The organism is Mycobacterium rhizamassiliense (assembly GCF_900157375.1).
GTDB classification, from domain to species: Bacteria; Actinomycetota; Actinomycetes; order Mycobacteriales; family Mycobacteriaceae; genus Mycobacterium; species Mycobacterium rhizamassiliense.
In genome coordinates this window covers 2,335,876-2,355,779 of sequence record NZ_LT721901.1, presented here as the reverse complement: position 1 = coordinate 2,355,779, position 19,904 = coordinate 2,335,876, and the positions used below count along the sequence as shown (strand labels likewise).

The window sequence follows — 19,904 nt, the reverse complement described above, 5'->3', positions numbered from 1 at the left end:
TATCTGCGTATGCATGCAGGTAATGGGGAAGGCCGGTTGCCCGACGACCAGGTCAGCCTGGTCGTCGAGATTTTCCGGATGCTGGCCGACGCCACCCGCGTGCAGGTGCTGTGGACGCTGGCCGAACACGAGATGTCGGTCAACGAACTCGCCGAGCACGTGGGCAAGCCCGCACCGTCGGTTTCCCAGCACCTGGCGAAGCTACGCATGGCGCGCCTGGTGCGGACCCGCCGCGACGGAACAACCATCTTCTACAGCCTGGAAAACGACCATGTTCGCCAGCTGGTCATGGATGCGGTCTTCAACGCCGAGCACGCCGGCCCCGGCGTTCCGCGGCACCACCGCGGCGAGGGTGGGCTGAAAGCGGCGCACGGGTGAATTGACCGCGGGCACAGCGCCTTCGGCTACACCTTCGGGCAGTAGTGCATCGGGTTGTCGCGCTCGTCCATTGGCGGCAGGTTGCGCGCGGGCGTCTGCACCAATGGCGTATCCGCTGCGATGCGTCCGGTGGTGCGGTCCAGTCCGGCCCTGGCCCGCGGGTGCTTACGGAATCGGCTTGGCACACAAGCGAACACAAGACGGACGACGTCGCCGAACCGCCGGTGCATCCACTCGTCGCGGCGCGACCAGCGGTAGCCCATCAGGTCGCGCACGGCCGGGTCGTAGAGGCCGACGGTGAACCAGACGAAGAACGGGGCAAGCAGCTTGCGTTGCGCAGCCCACAACTTGTCTGGCAGCCATTGAGCGAAGGGGGGCTTCGGCAGCTCGGTCAGGTCGAGGACGGCCCGTGCGGCCCAGTTGTCCTCTAACACGTTGCGGCACATGTGGTCCCAGTACTCCTGAAATGCCTCCCAGGACTCCGGAACGGGCCGCATGCTCATGCCGTACATGCGATACCAGTCGACGTGCTCGTCGAACAGCTGGCGCTTCTGCGCTTCGGTCAGACCGCCGCAAAGGCGTTCCGCCACAATGATGGTGCCGACGAAGAAGGTGGCGTGCGCCCAGTAGAAGACGTCGGGGTTCAGCGCGTGGTAGCGGCGGCCCTGTTCGTCGGCGCCCTTGACGTCGACGTGATAGTCGCGCACCTCCGCGCCGGTGACCGGGGCGCGGTCACCGTCGAACACGACGCCGCCGATCGGATACAGCGAGCGCAGCAGGCGCGGCCAGCGCTCCCGGAAAAACGTCGAGTGATCGATGACCGCGGCACCCAATTGCGGGTGCATGTTCTGCATGGATCCGGCCCACGGGCCCTGCAGCATGCCGCGCCAATCCCCGAAGTAGCGCCAGGTCAGCGAGTCCGGCCCCAGCGGGGTCGGCGGCGCGTCATAGCCCCCCGGTGCCACCGGACAGCCGCTCGCGACGTTATTGGCTTCGGGCGCAACTGCCGCCCGAGCGTGAGTGGTTGTGTCACTACTAGCTCCGTTGCTGGTCAGCGGACAGGTAGCGGACGTATGTTGGGTCACGATCGGCCCCCCGGTCGAGGTCGCGCATTCTGACTACATGCGTTGTCATTTTCGAGCTTAGGAGCGATGTGCCGTCTGGTCAACGACGGGGCCGTTGGTCCGGCGTCCCCCTGGAGAGTCGCAATGCCCTGCGCCGCGACAACTTGATCGCCGCCGGGGTGCAGTTGCTGGGCAGCCAGGACGGGCCGGCGCTGACCGTTCGCGCCGTCTGCCGCAAGGCCGCACTCACCGAACGCTACTTCTACGAGAGCTTTTCCGACCGTGACGAATTCGTGCGCGCGGTCTACGACGATGTCTGCACGCGGGCGATGGAGACCCTGACGTCGGCCGACACCCCCCGGGAGGCTGTCGAGCAATTCGTGGAGCTGATGGTCGACGACCCGGTGCGCGGGCGCGTGCTGCTGTTGGCCCCGACAGTGGAACCGATACTGACCCAATCGGGCGCGGCCTGGATGCCCAGCTTCATCGACCTGCTGCAGCGCAAGCTGTCCCGGATCGGCGATCCCGCCCTACAGAAGATGATCGCGACCAGCCTGGTCGGCGGCCTGTCGGGCCTGTTCACCGCCTACCTGAACCGGCAGCTCGGGGCGACCCGCAAGCAATTCATCGACTACTGCGTCAACATGCTGTTCACCACGGTCGCGCCGTACGTGCCGGTCATCGATTCCGAGTCCGATTAGTTACCGCACCGTGCCGAGACGAAACTTGATGCAACTCAAGTACACAGATATATTGACTGCTACCAATAGACACAGATAACTGGGGGTTTGTCATGGCAGGCACGCTGACCGACTTGCAGCTGCTGCACGAACTCGAACCGGTCGTGGAGAAATACCTCGACCGGCACCTGTCCATGCACAAGCCCTGGAATCCGCACGACTACATCCCGTGGTCCGACGGGAAGAACTTCTACGCGCTCGGCGGACAGGATTGGGACCCCGAGCAGAGCAAGCTCTCTGATCTCGCCCAGGTGGCGATGGTGCAGAACCTGATGACCGAAGACAATCTGCCCTCCTATCACCGCGAGATCGCGATGAACTTCAGCCTGGACGGCGCGTGGGGCACGTGGGTCAACCGCTGGACCGCCGAGGAGAACCGGCACGGCATCGCGCTGCGCGACTACCTCGTGGTGACCCGCGCGGTCGACCCGGTCGAGCTGGAGAGGCTGCGCATGGAGGTGGTGAACCGCGGGTTCAGCCCCGGCCAGAACCAGCAGATTCGAGCGGACCTGTTCGCCGAGAGTCTGTTCGACTCGGTCATCTACGTGACGTTCCAGGAGCTGGCCACCCGGATTTCGCACCGCAACACCGGCAAGGCGTGCAACGAGCCGATCGCCGACCAGCTGCTGGCCAAGATCTCGGCCGACGAAAACCTGCACATGATCTTCTACCGAGATGTCAGCGACGCCGGATTCTCGGCTTCGCCGAATCAGGCGATGAGGTCGCTGCACAAGGTGCTGCGCAACTTCCTGATGCCCGGCTACCAGGTGCCCGAGTTCCGGCGCAAGGCGGTCTTCATCGCCGTCGGCGGCGTCTACGACCCCCGCATCCACCTCGACGAGGTCGTGAGGCCGGTGCTGAAGAAATGGCGCATCTTCGAGCGCGAGGATTTCACCGGTGAGGCGGCGGCAATGCGCGACGACCTGGCGGTGTTGATCAAAGAGCTCGAGGAGGCCTGCGACAAGTTCGAGGTGTCCAAGCAGCGCCAGCTCGACCGGGAGGCGCGCACCGGGAAGAAGACCACCGCCGCCGAACTCCACCAGACCGCCGGCACGCTGAGCATGAGCGGGCGGTAATCCGGCGGTGCGCATCGGATCCATCGCGCTCGCCAGCCCGGTGGTGTTGGCGCCGATGGCTGGCGTGACCAACGTCGCGTTCCGGACGCTGTGTCGTGAGCAGGAGCGGTCGAAGGTCGGTACGGTCAGCGGGCTGTACGTCTGCGAGATGGTGACGGCGCGCGCGCTCGTCGAGCGGCACCCCGTCACCATGCATATGACGACGTTCTCCGCGGCGGAGTCGCCGCGTTCGCTGCAGCTCTACACCGTCGACCCGGCCACCACGTACGCGGCGGCCAAGATGATCGCGGACGACGGCCTGGCCGACCACATCGATATGAACTTCGGCTGCCCGGTGCCCAAGGTCACCAAGCGCGGCGGCGGCGCGGCGCTACCGTTCAAGCGGCGGCTGTTCGGCGAGATCGTCGCCGCGGCCGTGCGCGGCACCGAGGGCACCGACATCCCGGTGACCGTCAAATTCCGCGTCGGCATCGACGACGACCACCACACCCACCTCGATGCCGGCCGCATCGCCGAATCAGAAGGTGCCGCCGCGGTCGCCCTGCATGCCCGCACCGCCGCGCAGCGCTACTCGGGCACCGCCGACTGGGAACAGATCGCGGCGCTCAAGCAGCACGTGCGAACGATTCCGGTGCTCGGCAACGGCGATATCTACGAAGCCAATGACGCGCTGACGATGATGGCCACCACCGGCTGCGACGGCGTCGTGATCGGGCGGGGCTGCCTGGGCCGGCCGTGGCTGTTCGCCGAGCTGTCGGCCGCCTTCACCGGCACTCCGCCGCCGGAGCCGCCGGCCCTCGGCGAGGTCGCCGACATCATCCGCCGGCACGGCCAACTGCTCGCCGAGCACTTCGGCGAGGACAAGGGCATGCGCGACATCCGCAAGCACATCGCGTGGTACCTGCACGGCTTTCCCGCCGGCTCGGAGTTGCGCCGGGCCCTGGCGCTGGTCAAGACGCTCGACGAGCTCGACTCCCTGCTGCAGCAGTTGGACGGCAGCGTTCCGTTCCCGGAGGCGGCGACCGGCCCCCGCGGCAGGCAAGGTTCACCCGCCCGGGTGGCGCTGCCGGACGGCTGGCTGAACGACCCCGACGACTGCACGGTCCCGGCCGGGGCCGACGTGATGCACTCGGGCGGCTGAGGCCTACCTCGAAATCGCTTCCGGGCCGATAAATCAGTACGATGTGGAACTTGCTGGATTGCGCTTGGGTGGCGGTTCGGTTTACCCCGCTACATGAGGGCTACTAGACACCGCGCCACCCACGGGTAGCGCGGGTCGCGATACCTGGTAGACGGCAGCGCTGCCGCGACGCGGTGCATGCACGAGGCCGACGTCGGCAACTGAGCTTCGGAGGCGTAGGGACATGAGTGACGGCGATAGAAACGCCACTCCTGACCATCGGCGCGCTCCGGGCACCGGGCAGCTGATCACGTCGACCCAAAGCGCAGCGCCGTGGGAGCGGTCTGAGCCGGCGTTCGACGAAAACCTGCACCGGTGGCAACCCGAGCCGCCGTCCGAAACTCATCCGGATACCGCGGCCGAGCCCGTCGAGCACGGGTCGCGCGCGGCCGAGAAGCTGGGTTCGCATACCGGCGGGGGGCTCAGCGTCGCGGACCTGATCGCCAAGGTCGGCGCCAAGCCCCTCGGGCCGCCCGCCCATCATCACCTGCCGCCGGCCGAGCCCGACGAGGCTGCCCCGGACGCGCTCGCCGACCTGCAGCAGACCCAGGTCATCGAGACCCCGGCGTACTCGCTGGAGGTCGTCTCCGAGCTTCCCGACCTCGAGGCCGCCAGCTACCCCAATGGCGACGAGCCCGAAACGGCTCACGACGCCGACGACGCGGAAGCCGCTTCCCGGCCCAAGAAATCGAGGCGGGTCCGCAAGGCAAAACCTTCGGTCGACGCGGCCACGGAACGAAAGTCTCGGCGCAGGCCGGCCCTGCTCGCCGTTCGCTCACTGGCGGCGGTGTTCGCGGTGCTGGCGTTGGTCCTCACCGGCGGCGCGTGGCAGTGGAGTTCGTCAAAGAACGCCCGGCTCAACGTCATCAGCGCCCTGGACCCCGATTCGACCGATATCCGCGACCCCAACGGGCAGTACGGCGACGAGGACTTCCTGATCGTCGGGGTCGACTCGCGGGCCGGCGACAACTCGAACATGGGCGCGGGCGATACCGACGACGCCGACGGCGCCCGCTCGGACACCGTGATGCTGGTCAACATCCCGGCGAACCGCAAACGCGTGGTGGCCGTTTCGTTCCCGCGCGACCTGGCGATCACCCCGATGCAATGCGAGGCGTGGAATCCCGACACCGGAAAGTACGGGCCCCTCTACGACGCGAAGACCAAGACGTGGGGTTCCAAGAACGTCTACACCCAGACGAAGCTGAACTCGGCGTACTCCTTCGGCGGTCCGAAATGTTTGGTGAAGGAGATCCAGAAGCTGTCCGGCCTGAGCATCAACCGCTTCGTCGCCGTCGACTTCTCCGGATTCGCAAAGGTGGTCGAGGCGCTCGGCGGCGTCGAGGTGTGCAGCAGGACACCGCTGCACGACTACGAGCTCGGCACCGTGCTGTCGCGGGCGGGACGCCAGGTGATCGACGGGACGACGGCGCTGAACTATGTACGGGCCCGCCAGGTCTCCACCGAGAACAACGGTGATTACGGCCGCATCAAACGCCAGCAGTTGTTCCTGTCCTCGCTGCTGCGCTCGCTCATCTCCGACGACACCCTGACCGACCTCGGCAAGCTCAACAACGTCGTCAACATCATCGCCGGCAACACCTACGTCGACAACGTCAAGACCAAGGACCTGGTCGAGCTGGGCCGGTCGCTGCAAGGCACGGCAGCCGGGCACTTCACCTTCGTGACGGTGCCGACCGGCGTGACCGACCAGAACGGCGACGAGCCGCCGCGAACGGCCGACATGCGCGCCCTGTTCGACGCCATCATCAACGACGATCCGCTGCCGATGGAAAACGATCAGAACGCCCAGAACCTGGGTTCGACGACACGATCCGGCACACCCACCACCAAGAAGACGCCGCCGCCCAGCGCGGCCCCGGAGGCGCAGCACCAGCAGGTGACCACCGCGTCGCCGCAAGACGTCACCGTGCGGGTGTCCAACGCGACCAGCCAGACCGGTCTCGCCGCCACAGTGACCAGTCAGCTCAAGCACAACGGCTTCAATGTGATGACGCCCGATGACTACTCGAGTCAGGTGAACGCCACGACGGTGCTGTTCTCGGCCGGCAACGAGCAGGCGGCCGCGACGGTGGCCTCGACGTTCGCCAATTCGAAGATCGAGCGGGTCTCCGGCTACGGGCAGGTCGTTCAGGTCGTGCTCGGTCCGGACTTCAAAACGGTGAGCGCTCCCCCGCCCTCGGGCTCGTCGGTGAACGTGCAGATCGACCGCAACCCCGGCAACACGACGGCGAAGCTGCCCGAGGACCTGACGGTGACCAACGCGGCCGATACCACGTGCGAGTAAGCATGTTTCATCGCACTCACGCGCCGATTTCGATGGCCGCAAAGTAGGCTGGGCGGCATGCGCACCGCCTACCACGAGCAGCTCTCGGATCTATCCGAGAAGCTTGGCGAGATGTGCGGGTTGGCCGGCGCCGCGATGGAGTGCGCCACCCAGGCACTGCTGCAGGCCGATCTGGTGCTTGCCGAACAGGTGATCTCGGGCCACGAGGAGATCGCGGCGTTGAGCGCCCGCGCCGAGGAAAGCGCGTTCGTGCTGCTGGCCTTGCAGGCGCCGGTCGCCGGTGACCTCAGGTCCATCGTGAGCGCCATCCAGATGGTCGCCGACATCGACCGGATGGGCGCGCTGGCCCTGCATGTGGCCAAGATCGCCCGTCGGCGCCACCCCCAGCACGCGCTGCCCGAGGAAGTCAACGGGTATTTCGCCGAAATGGGCCGGGTCGCAGTCGAATTGGGCAACAGCGCCCAGGAAGTGGTGTTGTCACGCGACCCGGAGAAGGCCGCCCGGATCCGCGAAGAAGACGACGCCATGGACGACCTGCACCGGCACCTGTTCTCGGTGCTGATGGACCGCGAATGGAAGCACGGCGTGGCCGCCGCCGTCGACGTGACGCTGCTGGGCCGGTTCTACGAGCGCTTCGCCGACCACGCCGTGGAAGTGGCGCGACGCGTCATCTTCCAGGCGACCGGCAAGTTCCCCGAGGACGAAACCGCACCACCGCCCGCGCGTTGAGCACCGTTGGCCGCTAGCCGAAGCGGCCCGAGATGTAGTCCTCGGTGGCCTTTTCGGCGGGGTTGGAAAAGATCTTCTCGGTGTCGTCGATCTCGACGAGCCGCCCCGGCTTTCCGGCCGCCTCCAGGTTGAAGAACGCGGTGGAGTCGCTGACGCGGGCGGCCTGCTGCATGTTGTGGGTCACGATGACGATCGTGTAGTCCTGCTTCAACTCGCTGATCAGTTCCTCGATCGCCATCGTCGAAATCGGATCCAGCGCCGAGCATGGCTCGTCCATCAGCAACACATCGGGTTGCACGGCGATGGCCCGCGCAATGCACAGCCGCTGCTGCTGCCCGCCGGACAAGCCGCCGCCGGGTTTGTTCAGCCGGTCCTTGACCTCATCCCACAGGTTCGCCCCGCGCAGCGAGTATTCGGCGGTGTCGTCGAGCAGCTTGCGATTGCGCACGCCCTGCAGCTTGAGGCCGGCCACCACGTTGTCGCGAATGGACATGGCGGGAAACGGGTTTGGCCGCTGGAACACCATGCCGATGGCACGGCGCACACCGACCGGGTCGATGCCGGGGGCGTAGATGTTCTCGTCGTCGAGCAGCACGGTGCCATCGACCCGGGCACCCGGGATGACTTCGTGCATCCGGTTCAGGGTGCGTAGCACCGTCGTCTTGCCGCAGCCCGACGCTCCGATGAACGCGGTGACGCTGCGCGGCAGGATGGACAGCGACACATCCGAGACCGCATGAAACGGCCCGTAGTAGATGTTGACGTCTTTCATGTCCAAGCGCTTGGCCACTGTATTCCTCGCCTATGGATTCTTCTGGGCAAAAATCATCGAGACCATCCTGGCACCGATGTTGATGACGGCAACGATCGCGATCAGTGTCAGCGCAGCGCCCCACATTCGCTCCGTGGGAATCGGATTGACGCCGGCGCCGGCCGATGTCTGGTCGTACATCATTCCGGGCAACGTTCCCATGAAGCCGCGGAAAGCGTTCAGATTGATCGCCTGCGAGTAGCCGACCAGGATCAGCAATGGCGCTGTCTCGCCCACCACCCTGGCCAGCGCCAGCAGTACTCCGGTGACGATGCCTGGCAGCCCGGTCGGAATGACCACTCTGACAATCGTTTTCCACTTCGGCACGCCCAGGGCGTAACTGGCCTCGCGCAGATCCGCCGGAACGATCAGCAGCATCTCTTCGGTGGCCCGCACGATCACCGGCAGCATCAACAACACCAAAGCCAACGCCGCCGCGAACTGCGAGCGGGGCAGCCCGAGGGTCGCGACGAACAGCGCGTAGATGAACAGCGCCGCCACGATCGCGGGCACACCGCTGAGGATGTCGATCATGAAGGAGGCCAGCCTGCCCCGTAGGGTTCCGCGACCGTACTCGACCAGGTAGATCGCGATCAGGATGCCGACCGGCACGGACATCGCGGCGCATAGCAGTCCCTGCAACAGGGTGCCGAGGATCGCGTGGTACGCACCGCCGCCGATCGACAATGGCGTCATCCCCGCCTGCGAATGCGTCCACCACGAGGCGGAGGCGATGGCCCTGAACCCCTTGGCGACAACGGACCACAACACCCACAGCAGCGGCGCCAGGGCGATCACGAGCGACAGCGAGACCGCCACGGTCGCAACGCCATTCGCGACTCGGCGGCGGGGGCTGAGCTTGGACAGCGTGCGGGCCTTCAGCGGGCGGTCGAGGATCGAGGTCATCGAGTGCCTTTTGCGGTCCTGGCGGCAATCGCCCGGGCGAGGGCGTCGGACAGGAATGTCAGCACGAAGAGCACCAGCCCCGCGGCGATGTACGCGCCGGCCTGGTACTGGTTGTTGAATTCCCATGCGGCAGATGCGATCTTGTTCGCAAAGGTCGAACCGCCGTCGAAAAGTGACCAGTGGAAGGCGGTTTGGGTTCCGCGCAAGATGATCAGCATCGCGACCGTTTCACCCAGCGCGCGACCCAGGCCCAGCACCGCGGCGCTGACGTATCCCGACCGGCCGAACGGCAGCACGGTGGTCTTGACCACCTCCCAGCGGGTGGCGCCCAGGGCGAGCGCCGCCTCGATCTGGTCTTGCGGAGTCTGGACAAACACTTCGCGGGTGACCGCGGCGATGATCGGCAGGATCATCACCGCCAGAACGATTCCGCCCGTGAAGATCGTGCCGCCGCCGCCCACCGATGCGTTGCCGGAGGCGAACAGAAAGAACCAGCCCATGGTGTGGTTGAGCCAGATCGCCACGGGCCGCAACTGCGGCCCCAGCACATGCAGGCCCCAGATGCCGTAGATGATCGAGGGCACCGCGGCCAGCAGGTCGACGGTGTAGGCGAGCGGCGCGACGAACCGCCGCGGCGCGTACTGGGTGAGGAAGATCGCAACGCCCAGCGCGACCGGCATCGCCAGCAGCAAGCCGAACACGGACACGCACACCGTCACCTGCAACAGGTTGAAGATTCCGAAGTGCATCGACGACACGTCGTTGGTGACCCAAGCGCCGCCGTAGGTGAAGAAGTTCTCCTTGTTGTGGTGCAAGGCCGGCAGGGCGCGCATCAGCATGAAACCGCCGATCGCCAGGACGAGGACGACGATCAGCACACCGGACGCGTCGGCGGACCGCCGGAATACGGCGTCGCCGAAGCGGCCTCTGGTGTCGCGCCACGGGGTGATGGGCGGCGGCCCCGGACGGGACGCGGGCGCAGTCGCAACTGCGCCCGATCCTGCCTGGGCTGGGTTTGGCGTTGTCACTGTTCTGCCGTTGCTCCTCCGAACCCGAGGGTTATTGCATCGCGTTGATGGCGGCAATCAGTCGCTCTTTGACCTTATCGGGCAGCGGCACGTAGCCGACCGACGGAAGACCGGCCTGCCCGTTGGTGGCGGCCATGGTGAGGAAAGATCTGACCGCCAGGGCCGTCTGCGCGTCGTAGCCCTTCGAGCAGACGATCTCGTAGGTGGCCAGCATCAACGGATAGGTCCCCGCCCGCTGCGCCGCGTGCATCGAATTCATGTCCAGCACCAGGTCGTTGCCGCTGACCACGAAGCTGGCCGAGGCGACGGCCTTCGCGGCGGTGTCATTGGTCAGCGGGACCACGCCGTTTCCGCTGTCGAGCTGGGCATACGGCAGGCCGGCCTGGTCGGCGAAGCCCTTCTCGACGTAGCCGATGCCGCCGTGCGCGGTTCGCACCGCCTGGACGACGCCAGACGACCTCGGCGCACCTTCACCGACGCCGCCCCGAAACTCGCCCCCGACCCCCTTGGTCCAGCTCTCCGGTGCCGCGACGGTCAGGTACTCCTGCAGGTTGTCGGTGGTTCCCGACGAGTCGACCCGGTAGATCGGCGTGATCTTGAGGTCGGGCATGGTCTGGCCCGGGTTGAGGGCCGCCAGTATCGGGTCATTCCACGACGTGATCCTGCCGGTGAAGATCTTGGCCAGCGCGTCGCCGTTGAGCGTCAGCGTGGGCAGGCCCGGGACGTTGTAGACGAGGGCGATCGGCCCGAACACCAGCGGCAGATCCCAGGCCGGGTAGCCACCGCAACGCCTGGCGGCCGGCCCGATCTGATCCGCGGTCAACGGCGAATCCGACCCGGCGAAGTCGGCATGGCCGGCGATGAACTGCTCGCGGCCCGCGCCCGACCCGGTCGGGTTGTACGACAGCCCCTTGCCCGGGCAGTACTGGCTCCACATCTGGGTGAAGACGGCCATCGCGTTCTGCTGCGCGCTGGATCCCTCCGCGGTCAACCGATCCTTGCCCGTGCATGCGATGGTGCCGGTCGGCCCGGGGGACGTCACCGCCGATGCGCCGGGCCGGTTGTCGTCGCTGCCGCAGGCGGTCAGCCCGACGAGCACCGTCATCGACGCCACCGCCGCGAGCGCCTTGGCGAGCTGCACGCCGTTCTCCTCAGCTGCTCGCCGCCGCCGCCGCGTAGGCGGTGTCGACGCTGTAGGTGGTGAAGCCCAGCCGCTGGTAGGTCCGAACCGCGGCGACGTTGTCCGACTCCACATAGAGCAGCACGGTGGGCTCGGTATCGGCCGCGGCCGAATCCGCCAGCCGCCGGGCCAACCAGTCGACGCCGACGGCCGTCAACGTCTTGCCCAGGCCGCGGCCCTGCATCGCCGGGTCGATGCCGACGACGTAGACCTCGCCGAGCGCCGGCTGATCGAGGTGCACCTTGGTCCAGTGGAAGCCCAGCAGCTTGCCCGGCTGGTCGCTGGTGGAGTCGCCGAACGCCATGAACAATCCCGCCGGGTCGAACCACGGCTCGCCGCGCCGCTCGGCCAGGTCGGCTTCGGTCCACCCGCCCTGCTCGGGGTGCGTGACGAACGCGGCGTTGTTAACCCGCAACAGCTCGGCGTCGTCGTCGGTGCCCGCATAGGTCCGGATCTGCACCCCGGGCCCGGGGCTTGGAGCGTCGGGAACGTCGCGCAGCGAGCGCCGCATCTGCACGAGCTCGCGGACGGTGACCAAGCCCAGCGCGGACGCCGTCGCCTGCGCCGGCGCCAATGTGCCGTGCGCCCAGAACCGGTTGCGCCCGGCGGCCCTGTCCAGCGCCGCGCGCGCCATCGCCGCGCCGATGCCCCGGCGTCGGGCCTGCGGGTGCACCACCAGTTCGGCCATCCCCTCCTCGCCGTCGCGTGGCGGGCTCAGGTTGAGATAGCCGACGACGGCATCGCCGGCGGAGGTGATGAGCAGATGATCGGTGCGGTCGTGCCCGAGCTCGCGCAGCACCTGTTCACCCACGGGTGCTATGCCATCGAATTCGGTTGCGGCCGTGACGAGTTCGCGCACTGCCCGCTGCTCGTCGGCCTGCAGGGTCGAGCGCCAGTCCGGCGAGGTCACTGAGTGTGCAACGGGTCGACCAGGGGGTCCTGCAAGCTGCCGGCGTCGACATCGACGTCGGACTCGGCGGCCTCGTCGTCCGGCGATGGGACCGGCGTCCGGCCACGCGCCGGCCGCACGGCCTTGTAGCCGACGTTGCGCACGGTGCCGATCAACGCTTCGTGCTCCGGGCCGAGCTTGGCCCGCAGCCGCCGCACGTGGACGTCGACCGTGCGCGTTCCACCGAAGAAGTCGTACCCCCACACTTCGTGCAGCAGCTGGGCGCGGGTGAAGACCCGGCCGGCGTGCTGGGCTAGATACTTCAGCAGCTCGAATTCCTTGTACGTCAGATCAAGCGGACGCCCCCGCAGCCGCGCGGTGTAGGTGCCCTCGTCGATCACCAGCTCGCCGAGGCTGACCTTGCCCGCGCTCTCCTGGTCGGCCATGCCGCCGCGGCGCCCGACGACCAGCCGGATCCTGGCGTCGATCTCGGCAGGCCCGGTGCTGGGCAACAGGATGTCGTCGAGCCCCCAGTCGGCGCTGATCGCCACCAAGCCGCCCTCGCTGACGATCGCCACCACGGGCACCGATCGGCCCGCCGTGCTCAGCAGGCGGCACAGCCCGCGCGCCGATGACAGGTCGATGCGCGCGTCGACCAGCACTGCGTCCGCGGTCCCGGCCTCCAGCAACGAGGCCGGCTCGGCCGGCGCCGTCCGCACCGTGTGCGGAAGCAGCGACAACGACGGCAGGACCGGGTCGGGGTGCAGCTCCGAGGTCAGCAGTAACAGCTCCAACAAGCCCCTCCAACTCGTGGGGACAGGCGACTTTCCCATTTCGTCAAGAAATGTGGCGTTAGTCGCCAGGTCATCTAACGATAACGTGCCACCTGGCCTTTGGCCTGGTGAAAAGCGCTGCGGCGGCGAGTGTGATGAACCGCTCCCATCGGCGGTCGAGGAACCGGGCAAACCGCCTCCGGCGGCGCGGCATCAGACGCGCAGGCCACAATATGCGGATGCGCAAAGTGCTGATCAGCGTGATCGCGGTGGCGTCCACCGTCGCGGCAATCGTCGTCGGCGTCGTCGGCGTCGACTACGGAGCCAGCATCTACGCCGAATATCGGCTGTCGTCCACCGTGCGCAAGGTGGCAAATCTGGGGTCGGACCCGTTCGTGGCCATCGTGGCGTTCCCCTTCATTCCGCAGGCGATGCGCAAGCACTACAACCAGGTGGAGATCAAGGCCAACGCCATCGATCACACGATGGTCGGCAAGGCCACGCTGGAAGCCACGATGTACTCGGTCGACCTGTCCTACGCGTCGTGGCTGATGAGGCCGGACGCGAAGCTTCCGGTGGGCACGCTGGAAAGCCGCATCATCATCGACTCGACGCACCTGGCCCGGTACGTGGGCATCACGGACCTGATGGTTGAGGCCCCGCCCGCGGAGACCAACACCGCCACCGGCGGCGTCACCGCGTCAGGCATCTCCGACAGCCACGGCCTGGTCTTCAGCGGCACGCCCCACGTGCCCGGCTTCGACAAGCGGGTCAGCGTCTCGGTGGACCTGTCCATCGCGCCCGACGACCCGGCCACGCTGGTCTTCACCCCCACCGGGGTCCTCACCGGTCCCGACACCGCCAACCAGACCGTGCCAGACGACAAGCGCGACGCGGTGCTGCACGCATTCAGCTCCCGGCTGCCCAATCAGCGGCTGCCGTTCGGGGTGGCGCCGCACACCGTGGGCGCGCGCGGCTCCGACGTCATCATCGAAGGCATCGCCACGGGAGTAACCATCACCCTCGAAGGGTTCAAGCAGTCATGACGCGCGCCGGCGACGATGCAGAGCGCAGCGATGGGTTCAAGCGGTCATGACCACTGTGATCGTCACGATCGGGGCGGCGCTTGCCCTGGCAGCCCTCGTCGGCTGGTTGCTGACCAGCCGATCGGGTGCCGTCAGGGAGGTTCGTTCGGACTCCGGTCCCGGGGCCGACGCGGACGCCACCGACCTGGACTTGTCGAGCTCCGGACCGACCGTCGTGCATTTCAGCGCACCGTGGTGCGGACCCTGCGACCGGGTGCGCCGGGTGGTCGATCAGGTCTGCGACGACATGGGCTCGGTAGCCCACGTCGAGATCGACATCGACGCCAATCCGGCGGCGGCCCGACGATTTTCGGTGCTGTCGCTGCCCACGACGTTGATCTTTGACATCGACGGACAGCAGCGCTACCGGGCATCCGGCGTCCCCAAGGCCGCCGACCTGCGGTCGGCCCTGCAGCCACTGTTGGCCTGACCACTATGTCGTTGGGTAAGCTAGCCAGCGTGTCAGCCCGCCTGGAGCCCATGCTCACCACGCGTCGCGCAGTCGACCTGTGCCGTATCGCGGGCTGTTGTTGTCGCTGTCGCTGTAGCTGCTGAGTAGCCGCGCCCCTTTCGCGTAGCACTCGGAGCAGCCCGGCCCCGAACCGTGGCATGCCCTCCCACCGTTCCTTCAGCGCGCAAATCAAGGAGTAATTCGTGTCAATCACCAACACCGACGCCGGCATCGACCGCGTCGATGTGCGTGGGCCACGGTTTGCCGCCTGGGTGACCACCGCGGTGCTGCTGACCGCGCTGATCGTCTCGGCGGTCAGCCCCCAGGCAGCCGCGATCATCCTGGCCCTGCAGGCCGTCATTTTCGCCATCGGCGCCGTGGGTGGCCCGCGCCGGCACCCCTACGGCAAGGTGTTCGCGACCCTGGTCGCGCCGCGGCTCGAACCGGTCAAAGAACGCGAGCCCGTGCCGCCGTTGAAGTTCGCCCAGCTGGTCGGATTCGTCTTCGCGGTCGCCGCGGTGGCCGGTTTTGGGTTTGACGTACCCTTAGCTGGCGTTATCGCCACCGCGTTCGCACTGGTAGCGGCCTTTTTGAATGCGGCTTTCGGGATTTGCCTGGGCTGCCAGCTCTACCCGTTGGTCGCCCGCTTCCGCCGCGTCCCGGCCGAACGCCCTCATATCAAGTAATCGAAAGGATCCCCCATGGCACGCTCCGACGTCCTGGTCTCTGTTGACTGGGCCGAGAGCAATCTCGACGCCGCCAACGTCGTCTTCGTCGAGGTCGACGAGGACACCAGCGCCTACGATGACGGACACATCGCGGGCGCGGTTAGGCTGGACTGGCGCACCGATCTGCAAGACCCGATCAAGCGCGACTTCATCGACGCCCAGCAGTTCTCCAAGCTGCTCAGCGAGCGCGGCATCGCCAACGACGACACCGTGATCCTCTACGGCGGCAACAACAACTGGTTCGCCGCCTACGCGTACTGGTACTTCAAGCTGTACGGGCACGAGCAGGTCAAGCTGCTCGACGGCGGCCGCAAGAAGTGGGAGCTCGACGGGCGCCCGCTGTCGAAGGACGCCGTCAGCAGGCCGTCGACCTCGTACTCGGCCGCCGCGCCGGACAACGACATCCGCGCGCTGCGCGACGAGGTCATCGCGGCCATCAACACCAAGAACCTCGTCGACGTGCGTTCTCCCGACGAGTTCTCGGGCAAGATTCTGGCGCCCGCGCACCTGCCGCAGGAGCAAAGCCAGCGGCCCGGGCACATTCCGGGAGCGATAAACGTGCCATGGAGCAAGGCCGCCAACGAAGACGGCACCTTCAAATCCGACGACGACTTGGCCAAGCTGTACGCCGACGCCGGCCTGGACGGCACCAAAGAAACGATTGCCTACTGTCGGATCGGGGAACGTTCGTCACACACCTGGTTCGTCTTGCGGGAATTACTCGGGCACAAGAACGTCAAGAACTACGACGGCAGTTGGACGGAATACGGCTCCCTGGTGGGCGCCCCGATCGAGTTGGGAAGCTGATATGTGCTCTGGACCGAAGCAAGGACTGACGTTGCCCGCCAGCGTCGACCTCGAAAAGGAGACGGTAATCACGGGCCGCGTCGTGGACCGCGACGGCCAAACCGTGGGGGGCGCCTTCGTCCGGCTGCTTGACTCGTCCGGCGAGTTCACCGCCGAGGTCGTTGCGTCGGCCACCGGCGACTTCCGCTTCTTCGCCGCGCCCGGATCCTGGACGCTGCGTGCGCTGTCCAAGGCCGGAAACGGCGACGCCGTGGTGACGCCGTCGGGTGCGGGCATCCACGAGGTGGACATCAAGATCGGCTGACGCGCACCAGACCGGGGCGTCCCGAGGTGCGCGGAAGCCAAGCCGAATAGACTTGTCGACGTGGTGCTCTTCTTCGAGGTCATGCTGGTCGTGGCCGTCGTGGTCATCTCATGGTTCGCCTTGTACACGCTGTATCGGCTCATCACTGACGAGTCGTGAGCTCCGAAGACAGCCCTGACACACCTGCCCGGCCCGCCGGCTCTGCCGACCGCGCCGTTGCCGCCGCCGCCGAACGCGCGAAGGTGACCGCGGCCCGCAACATCCCGGCCTTCGAGGACCTGCCGCTTCCCACCGATACCGCGAACCTGCGCGAAGGCGCCAACCTCAATGACGCGCTGCTGGCCTTGCTGCCCCTGGTCGGCGTGTGGCGCGGCGAGGGCGAGGGCCGCGGGCCCGACGGCGACTACCGGTTCGGCCAGCAGATCGTGGTCTCCCACGACGGCGGCGACTACCTGAATTGGGAAGCCCGCTCCTGGCGCCTCGACGACTCCGGCGGCTACCAGGAGCCCGGCCTGCGCGAGACCGGCTTTTGGCGGTTTGTCCCCGATCCCGACGACCCGACCGAGTCCTCGGCAATCGAACTGCTGCTGGCGCATTCGGCCGGCTACGTCGAATTGTTCTACGGCGGCCCGCGCAACCAGTCGTCCTGGGAGCTGGTCACCGACGCCTTGGCGCGCAGCCGGTCCGGCGTACTGGTCGGGGGCGCCAAGCGACTCTACGGAATCGTCGAAGGCGGCGACCTGGCCTACGTCGAGGAGCGGGTGGACGCCGACGGCGGGCTGGTGCCGCATCTGTCGGCGCGGCTGTCACGCTTCATCGGCTAGTGACGCCGGGTCGTCGGCGGTGCGTTGACGGTTTTGAGTGTGCGCTGATGTTTTGAGTGTGCGTCCTGGGCGACGACACGCCGCGCGAGGCCGCCGCGACCGCACCCTCAAGGCAGGGCCCGCACATGCGAAGCCGTGAATGCACACTCAACGCCGGCGGCGCGCACGCCAATCCGTAGGTACAACGTTGCTTTCGGCTGATTTTTTGCGTGTACTGTTCGACGTCCGAGCGGCCGATATTCCAGAGAGGGAGGTCGGCGGATGCGTCCCAAGAAGCCACCCCCGCCCAAGTTGCGCTGGGCCGTAACGGGCGCCGGCCTGCTGCTGATCGTCTACCTGGCCGTCGTTGCGCTGCGCCCCGCCATCGTGGATGCGCTGCCGCCGGGGGCGAGATGGTTTGGCCGCGCGGGATCCATGCCGACGCTCGGGATCGTTGTGGCCGTCCTGATCTGGGCATCGGTGCTGACCTTCCGGTCCGGCAACAGCCACCGGGTGGTCGGTGTTTCGTTCAGCCTGATCGCAGCTCTGGTCCCGATGACCGCGGTGCTGGGACTGAGCGCCTACTGGGGTTGTCACGACGCCAACCATCCGGCCGTCTTCACCCCGATGATGGCGACCGCCAGTCTGGTCAAGGGCGGCACCGGCGACTTCTCCGTCGGTGGCCGAACCTGCCCGAACCCCACGCCGGTCGGGCTGGAAATGGCCCGGATCGCGGCGCTGTCAGCGATTTTCACCGGACTGGGCGGCGTCGTCATCGGCGCCTTCCGGTCTCAGGTGGACCGGCTGCGCGCCAATCTGGCCGAATCCGTCACCGCCATAGTCGGAGTCGACGCCGACACCGAATCGATGGTCAGCGGGGTGGCACGGACGCTGGAGCGCCGCGGCACTCTGGTCGTCATCACCGGCGCCAGCGACGACCGCGTGCAGCGGACCCGCAGGCAGGGCGCCCGCGTGGTCTTGGTGGACTTCAATACCCCGGAAACCATGGTGTCACTTCGGTTGTGGCGCCACCTTTCTCGGCTCTATCTGATGGCGCCCGACCCGGCGGTCAACCTGCTGTGGCTGGACCTGATCAGCAAGCGGCTCGCCGAGGTCGACCACAAGCAGCGGTTGCCCCTCATCGTGCGCATGGACGACCCGTGGCTGGCCCAGGCGTGGCGCGCCCAGCAGTTCGGTGGATCGGACACCCGCTGGGCGGCGGACGTGGTCGGCAAGTATGAGGTGACCGCGCGCAGACTCCTCGACAGCATCCTCGCAACGGGACGGACGAGCCACGTATTCGTCTGTGGCACTTCGCAATTGACGTTGGCATTATGCGCCGACCTGACCCAGCGCGCGCTGGAACGCGACTTCTACACCCCGCCCGACGCGGTGCCGCTGCCCGCGCTCACCCTGGTCGAAAGGGACGCCGAGGATTACCTGCGCGATCACGAATTCCACCGCCAGCAAGCCGGATTCATGTCGGAGGGGCCGGCGATCGACGCGGTGGCCGAGGCGCCGACGATACCGACCATGCTGAATCTGGTTGCCGATGGCGACCCGGCAACCAGCGCGGTGATCTTCGTCGACGCCCATGCCGCGACGCCCGCAGCCAGGCTCGCCGCCCGCTTTCCCGAGATGCCCATCTATGCCTCGGATCTCAACACCAGCGTCAACGACGACTCGATCCAGGTCGTCGGCCGGATGCAGTCCTACTCACTGGTGCTCGACACCCGCGAAGGTCAGGTCCAGGACGCGTGGGAGCGCGCGGCGCGGCTGATCCACGAGCGCTACGTCTCCACCATCGACCCGAGTTGGACGCGCGGGCCCGCAGCCGTGCCGTGGGCCGAGCTCGACGAGTTCTACCGCGGATCCAACCGGCGCCAGGTTCGCAACGCGTTATGGATGGTCGAGCAGATCGCGGGTCACACCTGGAACACCTGGGGCACCCCGCCCGCGCAACTGTCCGGCACCAAGATGGCGGGGTTGGAGCCTCTGGAACAGCTTGCGCTGATGGGCTTCGACCGCCACTCCTCGATGAGCATGGCCCAGGCCGAGCACGAGGACTGGTGCCGCTACTACCGGCGCAATGGCTGGAAATACGGTACGCCCCGGGATGATTCGCGCAGGATCCACGACAAGCTGGTCGACTGGTCCGTGGTCGAAAGCGACCCCGATCTGCTCAACGCCGCGGTGCGCAGCCTCGCCGCGACGCTATGGAGCTTGCGCCAGCTGGGTTTTCGGTCACGCCCGATCTGGCAATCGTTCACCCGGATCGGGACGGTGGCCGCCGAGCAACGAAGCGCCCCTTGGACATGGACGTCGGAGTCGGGTCACACCATGCGCGCCGACGCCGGCGACTGGGCCGTGCAGGAGGACGGCAAGACCTGGTCGGTCCGCGATGACATCTTCCGCGACACCTACGAGCCGGCCGGCGACGGACGCTGGCAGCGCAAGGGACGCGCGCAGGCTCGCCCGGCGTACCCGGGCGAGACCGTCAACACGCTGGAAGGACCGGCGACCGCGGCCGAGGGCGATTGGATCGTGCGCGGGGGCACCGGCGAGCAATGGCCGGTTCCCGGTGACGAGTTCGCCCGCCGCTACGCGGAATTCCGGCCGCCCGAGGATGCCGAGGTTCACGACGCGTGATCGCCGCCGCCAATC

The 19,904-nt window shown here is 67.2% G+C and carries 21 protein-coding genes; 14 read left to right on the top strand and 7 right to left on the bottom strand.

What is annotated here, in order from left to right; genetic code table 11:
• Positions 1-9: 9 nt before the first annotated feature.
• Positions 10-378, top strand: coding sequence for an ArsR/SmtB family transcription factor (locus MRAB57_RS11500; RefSeq protein WP_077087669.1), 369 nt, complete (start codon positions 10-12; stop codon positions 376-378).
• A gap of 26 nt (positions 379-404) precedes the next feature.
• On the opposite strand, the gene MRAB57_RS11495 is transcribed toward MRAB57_RS11500, so the two are convergent.
• A complete protein-coding gene (locus MRAB57_RS11495) occupies positions 405-1,463 on the bottom strand; it encodes an oxygenase MpaB family protein (RefSeq protein ID WP_077087668.1) in 1,059 nt (352 codons plus the stop codon).
• Between the two features lie 68 nt (positions 1,464-1,531).
• Here MRAB57_RS11495 and MRAB57_RS11490 point away from each other — a divergent pair, with 68 nt between their 5' ends.
• The 5 genes from MRAB57_RS11490 to phoU all read left to right on the top strand — a co-directional run bounded on the left by MRAB57_RS11490 (position 1,532) and on the right by phoU (position 7,475).
• A complete protein-coding gene (locus MRAB57_RS11490; protein WP_108637930.1) occupies positions 1,532-2,143 on the top strand; it encodes a TetR/AcrR family transcriptional regulator in 612 nt (203 codons plus the stop codon).
• Positions 2,144-2,235: 92 nt separating this feature from the next.
• Positions 2,236-3,258, top strand: coding sequence for an acyl-ACP desaturase (locus MRAB57_RS11485; RefSeq protein WP_077087667.1), 1,023 nt, complete (start codon positions 2,236-2,238; stop codon positions 3,256-3,258).
• 7 nt (positions 3,259-3,265) lie between these two features.
• A complete protein-coding gene (dusB, locus tag MRAB57_RS11480) occupies positions 3,266-4,399 on the top strand; it encodes a tRNA dihydrouridine synthase DusB (protein WP_077087666.1) in 1,134 nt (377 codons plus the stop codon).
• Between the two features lie 223 nt (positions 4,400-4,622).
• Positions 4,623-6,746, top strand: coding sequence for an LCP family protein (locus MRAB57_RS11475; protein WP_083743367.1), 2,124 nt, complete (start codon positions 4,623-4,625; stop codon positions 6,744-6,746).
• 57 nt (positions 6,747-6,803) lie between these two features.
• On the top strand, positions 6,804-7,475 hold the full coding sequence (phoU, locus tag MRAB57_RS11470) for a phosphate signaling complex protein PhoU (protein WP_077087665.1): 672 nt from the start codon (positions 6,804-6,806) through the stop codon (positions 7,473-7,475).
• 13 nt (positions 7,476-7,488) lie between these two features.
• Here the strand turns inward: phoU and pstB are convergent, their stop codons facing one another.
• From pstB to MRAB57_RS11440, 6 genes are read right to left on the bottom strand one after another with little or no spacing between them, the layout of a single operon-like run.
• Positions 7,489-8,265 carry a phosphate ABC transporter ATP-binding protein PstB gene (pstB, locus tag MRAB57_RS11465; protein WP_077087664.1) on the bottom strand — a complete coding sequence of 259 codons (777 nt, stop codon included), beginning with the start codon at positions 8,263-8,265 and terminating at the stop codon, positions 7,489-7,491.
• Between the two features lie 12 nt (positions 8,266-8,277).
• A complete protein-coding gene (gene pstA / locus MRAB57_RS11460; protein ID WP_077087663.1) occupies positions 8,278-9,192 on the bottom strand; it encodes a phosphate ABC transporter permease PstA in 915 nt (304 codons plus the stop codon).
• Positions 9,189-10,220, bottom strand: a complete 1,032-nt coding sequence (gene pstC, locus MRAB57_RS11455) for a phosphate ABC transporter permease subunit PstC (protein WP_077087662.1) — start codon at positions 10,218-10,220, stop codon at positions 9,189-9,191. The genes pstA and pstC overlap by 4 nt, the downstream gene beginning before the upstream one ends.
• A 31-nt stretch (positions 10,221-10,251) precedes the next feature.
• Complete coding sequence (pstS, locus tag MRAB57_RS11450; protein WP_077087661.1) at positions 10,252-11,361, bottom strand: phosphate ABC transporter substrate-binding protein PstS; 1,110 nt, start codon at positions 11,359-11,361, stop codon at positions 10,252-10,254.
• A gap of 10 nt (positions 11,362-11,371) precedes the next feature.
• Positions 11,372-12,310 carry a mycothiol synthase gene (mshD, locus tag MRAB57_RS11445; RefSeq protein WP_077087660.1) on the bottom strand — a complete coding sequence of 313 codons (939 nt, stop codon included), beginning with the start codon at positions 12,308-12,310 and terminating at the stop codon, positions 11,372-11,374.
• Complete coding sequence (locus MRAB57_RS11440; protein WP_108637929.1) at positions 12,307-13,086, bottom strand: winged helix-turn-helix transcriptional regulator; 780 nt, start codon at positions 13,084-13,086, stop codon at positions 12,307-12,309. The genes mshD and MRAB57_RS11440 overlap by 4 nt, the downstream gene beginning before the upstream one ends.
• A gap of 209 nt (positions 13,087-13,295) precedes the next feature.
• On the opposite strand from MRAB57_RS11440, the gene lmeA reads away from it, so the two are divergent.
• The 8 genes from lmeA to MRAB57_RS11405 all read left to right on the top strand — a co-directional run bounded on the left by lmeA (position 13,296) and on the right by MRAB57_RS11405 (position 19,889).
• Positions 13,296-14,108, top strand: a complete 813-nt coding sequence (gene lmeA / locus MRAB57_RS11435; protein WP_077087659.1) for a mannan chain length control protein LmeA — start codon at positions 13,296-13,298, stop codon at positions 14,106-14,108.
• Between the two features lie 46 nt (positions 14,109-14,154).
• Complete coding sequence (locus MRAB57_RS11430; RefSeq protein ID WP_077087658.1) at positions 14,155-14,577, top strand: thioredoxin family protein; 423 nt, start codon at positions 14,155-14,157, stop codon at positions 14,575-14,577.
• A gap of 5 nt (positions 14,578-14,582) precedes the next feature.
• Positions 14,583-14,702, top strand: coding sequence for a putative leader peptide (locus MRAB57_RS29600; protein WP_425436741.1), 120 nt, complete (start codon positions 14,583-14,585; stop codon positions 14,700-14,702).
• A gap of 99 nt (positions 14,703-14,801) precedes the next feature.
• On the top strand, positions 14,802-15,284 hold the full coding sequence (locus tag MRAB57_RS11425) for a DUF4395 domain-containing protein (protein WP_077087657.1): 483 nt from the start codon (positions 14,802-14,804) through the stop codon (positions 15,282-15,284).
• Positions 15,285-15,299: 15 nt separating this feature from the next.
• On the top strand, positions 15,300-16,133 hold the full coding sequence (locus tag MRAB57_RS11420; protein WP_077087656.1) for a sulfurtransferase: 834 nt from the start codon (positions 15,300-15,302) through the stop codon (positions 16,131-16,133).
• A gap of 1 nt (position 16,134) precedes the next feature.
• Positions 16,135-16,437: a DUF1416 domain-containing protein gene (locus MRAB57_RS11415; protein WP_077087655.1), complete on the top strand. Its 303-nt coding sequence runs from the start codon at positions 16,135-16,137 to the stop codon at positions 16,435-16,437.
• 155 nt (positions 16,438-16,592) lie between these two features.
• Positions 16,593-17,261: a nitrobindin family protein gene (locus tag MRAB57_RS11410; protein WP_077087654.1), complete on the top strand. Its 669-nt coding sequence runs from the start codon at positions 16,593-16,595 to the stop codon at positions 17,259-17,261.
• A 261-nt stretch (positions 17,262-17,522) separates the two neighbouring features.
• Positions 17,523-19,889 (top strand): hypothetical protein, encoded by a 2,367-nt coding sequence (locus tag MRAB57_RS11405; RefSeq protein WP_077087653.1) that lies wholly within the window; start codon positions 17,523-17,525, stop codon positions 19,887-19,889.
• Positions 19,890-19,904: the final 15 nt, after the last annotated feature.

Bases quoted from the DNA above. Each gene is read 5' to 3' on its own strand.
- MRAB57_RS11500 (WP_077087669.1), top strand. From the start codon at position 10: ATGCATGCAGGTAATGGGGAAGGCCGGTTGCCCGACGACCAGGTCAGC.
- MRAB57_RS11485 (WP_077087667.1), top strand. From the start codon at position 2,236: ATGGCAGGCACGCTGACCGACTTGCAGCTGCTGCACGAACTCGAACCG.
- MRAB57_RS11475 (WP_083743367.1), top strand. From the start codon at position 4,623: ATGAGTGACGGCGATAGAAACGCCACTCCTGACCATCGGCGCGCTCCG.
- phoU (WP_077087665.1), top strand. From the start codon at position 6,804: ATGCGCACCGCCTACCACGAGCAGCTCTCGGATCTATCCGAGAAGCTT.
- pstA (WP_077087663.1), bottom strand. From the start codon at position 9,192: ATGACCTCGATCCTCGACCGCCCGCTGAAGGCCCGCACGCTGTCCAAG.
- lmeA (WP_077087659.1), top strand. From the start codon at position 13,296: ATGCGGATGCGCAAAGTGCTGATCAGCGTGATCGCGGTGGCGTCCACC.
- MRAB57_RS11430 (WP_077087658.1), top strand. From the start codon at position 14,155: ATGACCACTGTGATCGTCACGATCGGGGCGGCGCTTGCCCTGGCAGCC.
- MRAB57_RS29600 (WP_425436741.1), top strand. From the start codon at position 14,583: ATGTCGTTGGGTAAGCTAGCCAGCGTGTCAGCCCGCCTGGAGCCCATG.
- MRAB57_RS11420 (WP_077087656.1), top strand. From the start codon at position 15,300: ATGGCACGCTCCGACGTCCTGGTCTCTGTTGACTGGGCCGAGAGCAAT.
- MRAB57_RS11415 (WP_077087655.1), top strand. From the start codon at position 16,135: ATGTGCTCTGGACCGAAGCAAGGACTGACGTTGCCCGCCAGCGTCGAC.
- MRAB57_RS11405 (WP_077087653.1), top strand. From the start codon at position 17,523: ATGCGTCCCAAGAAGCCACCCCCGCCCAAGTTGCGCTGGGCCGTAACG.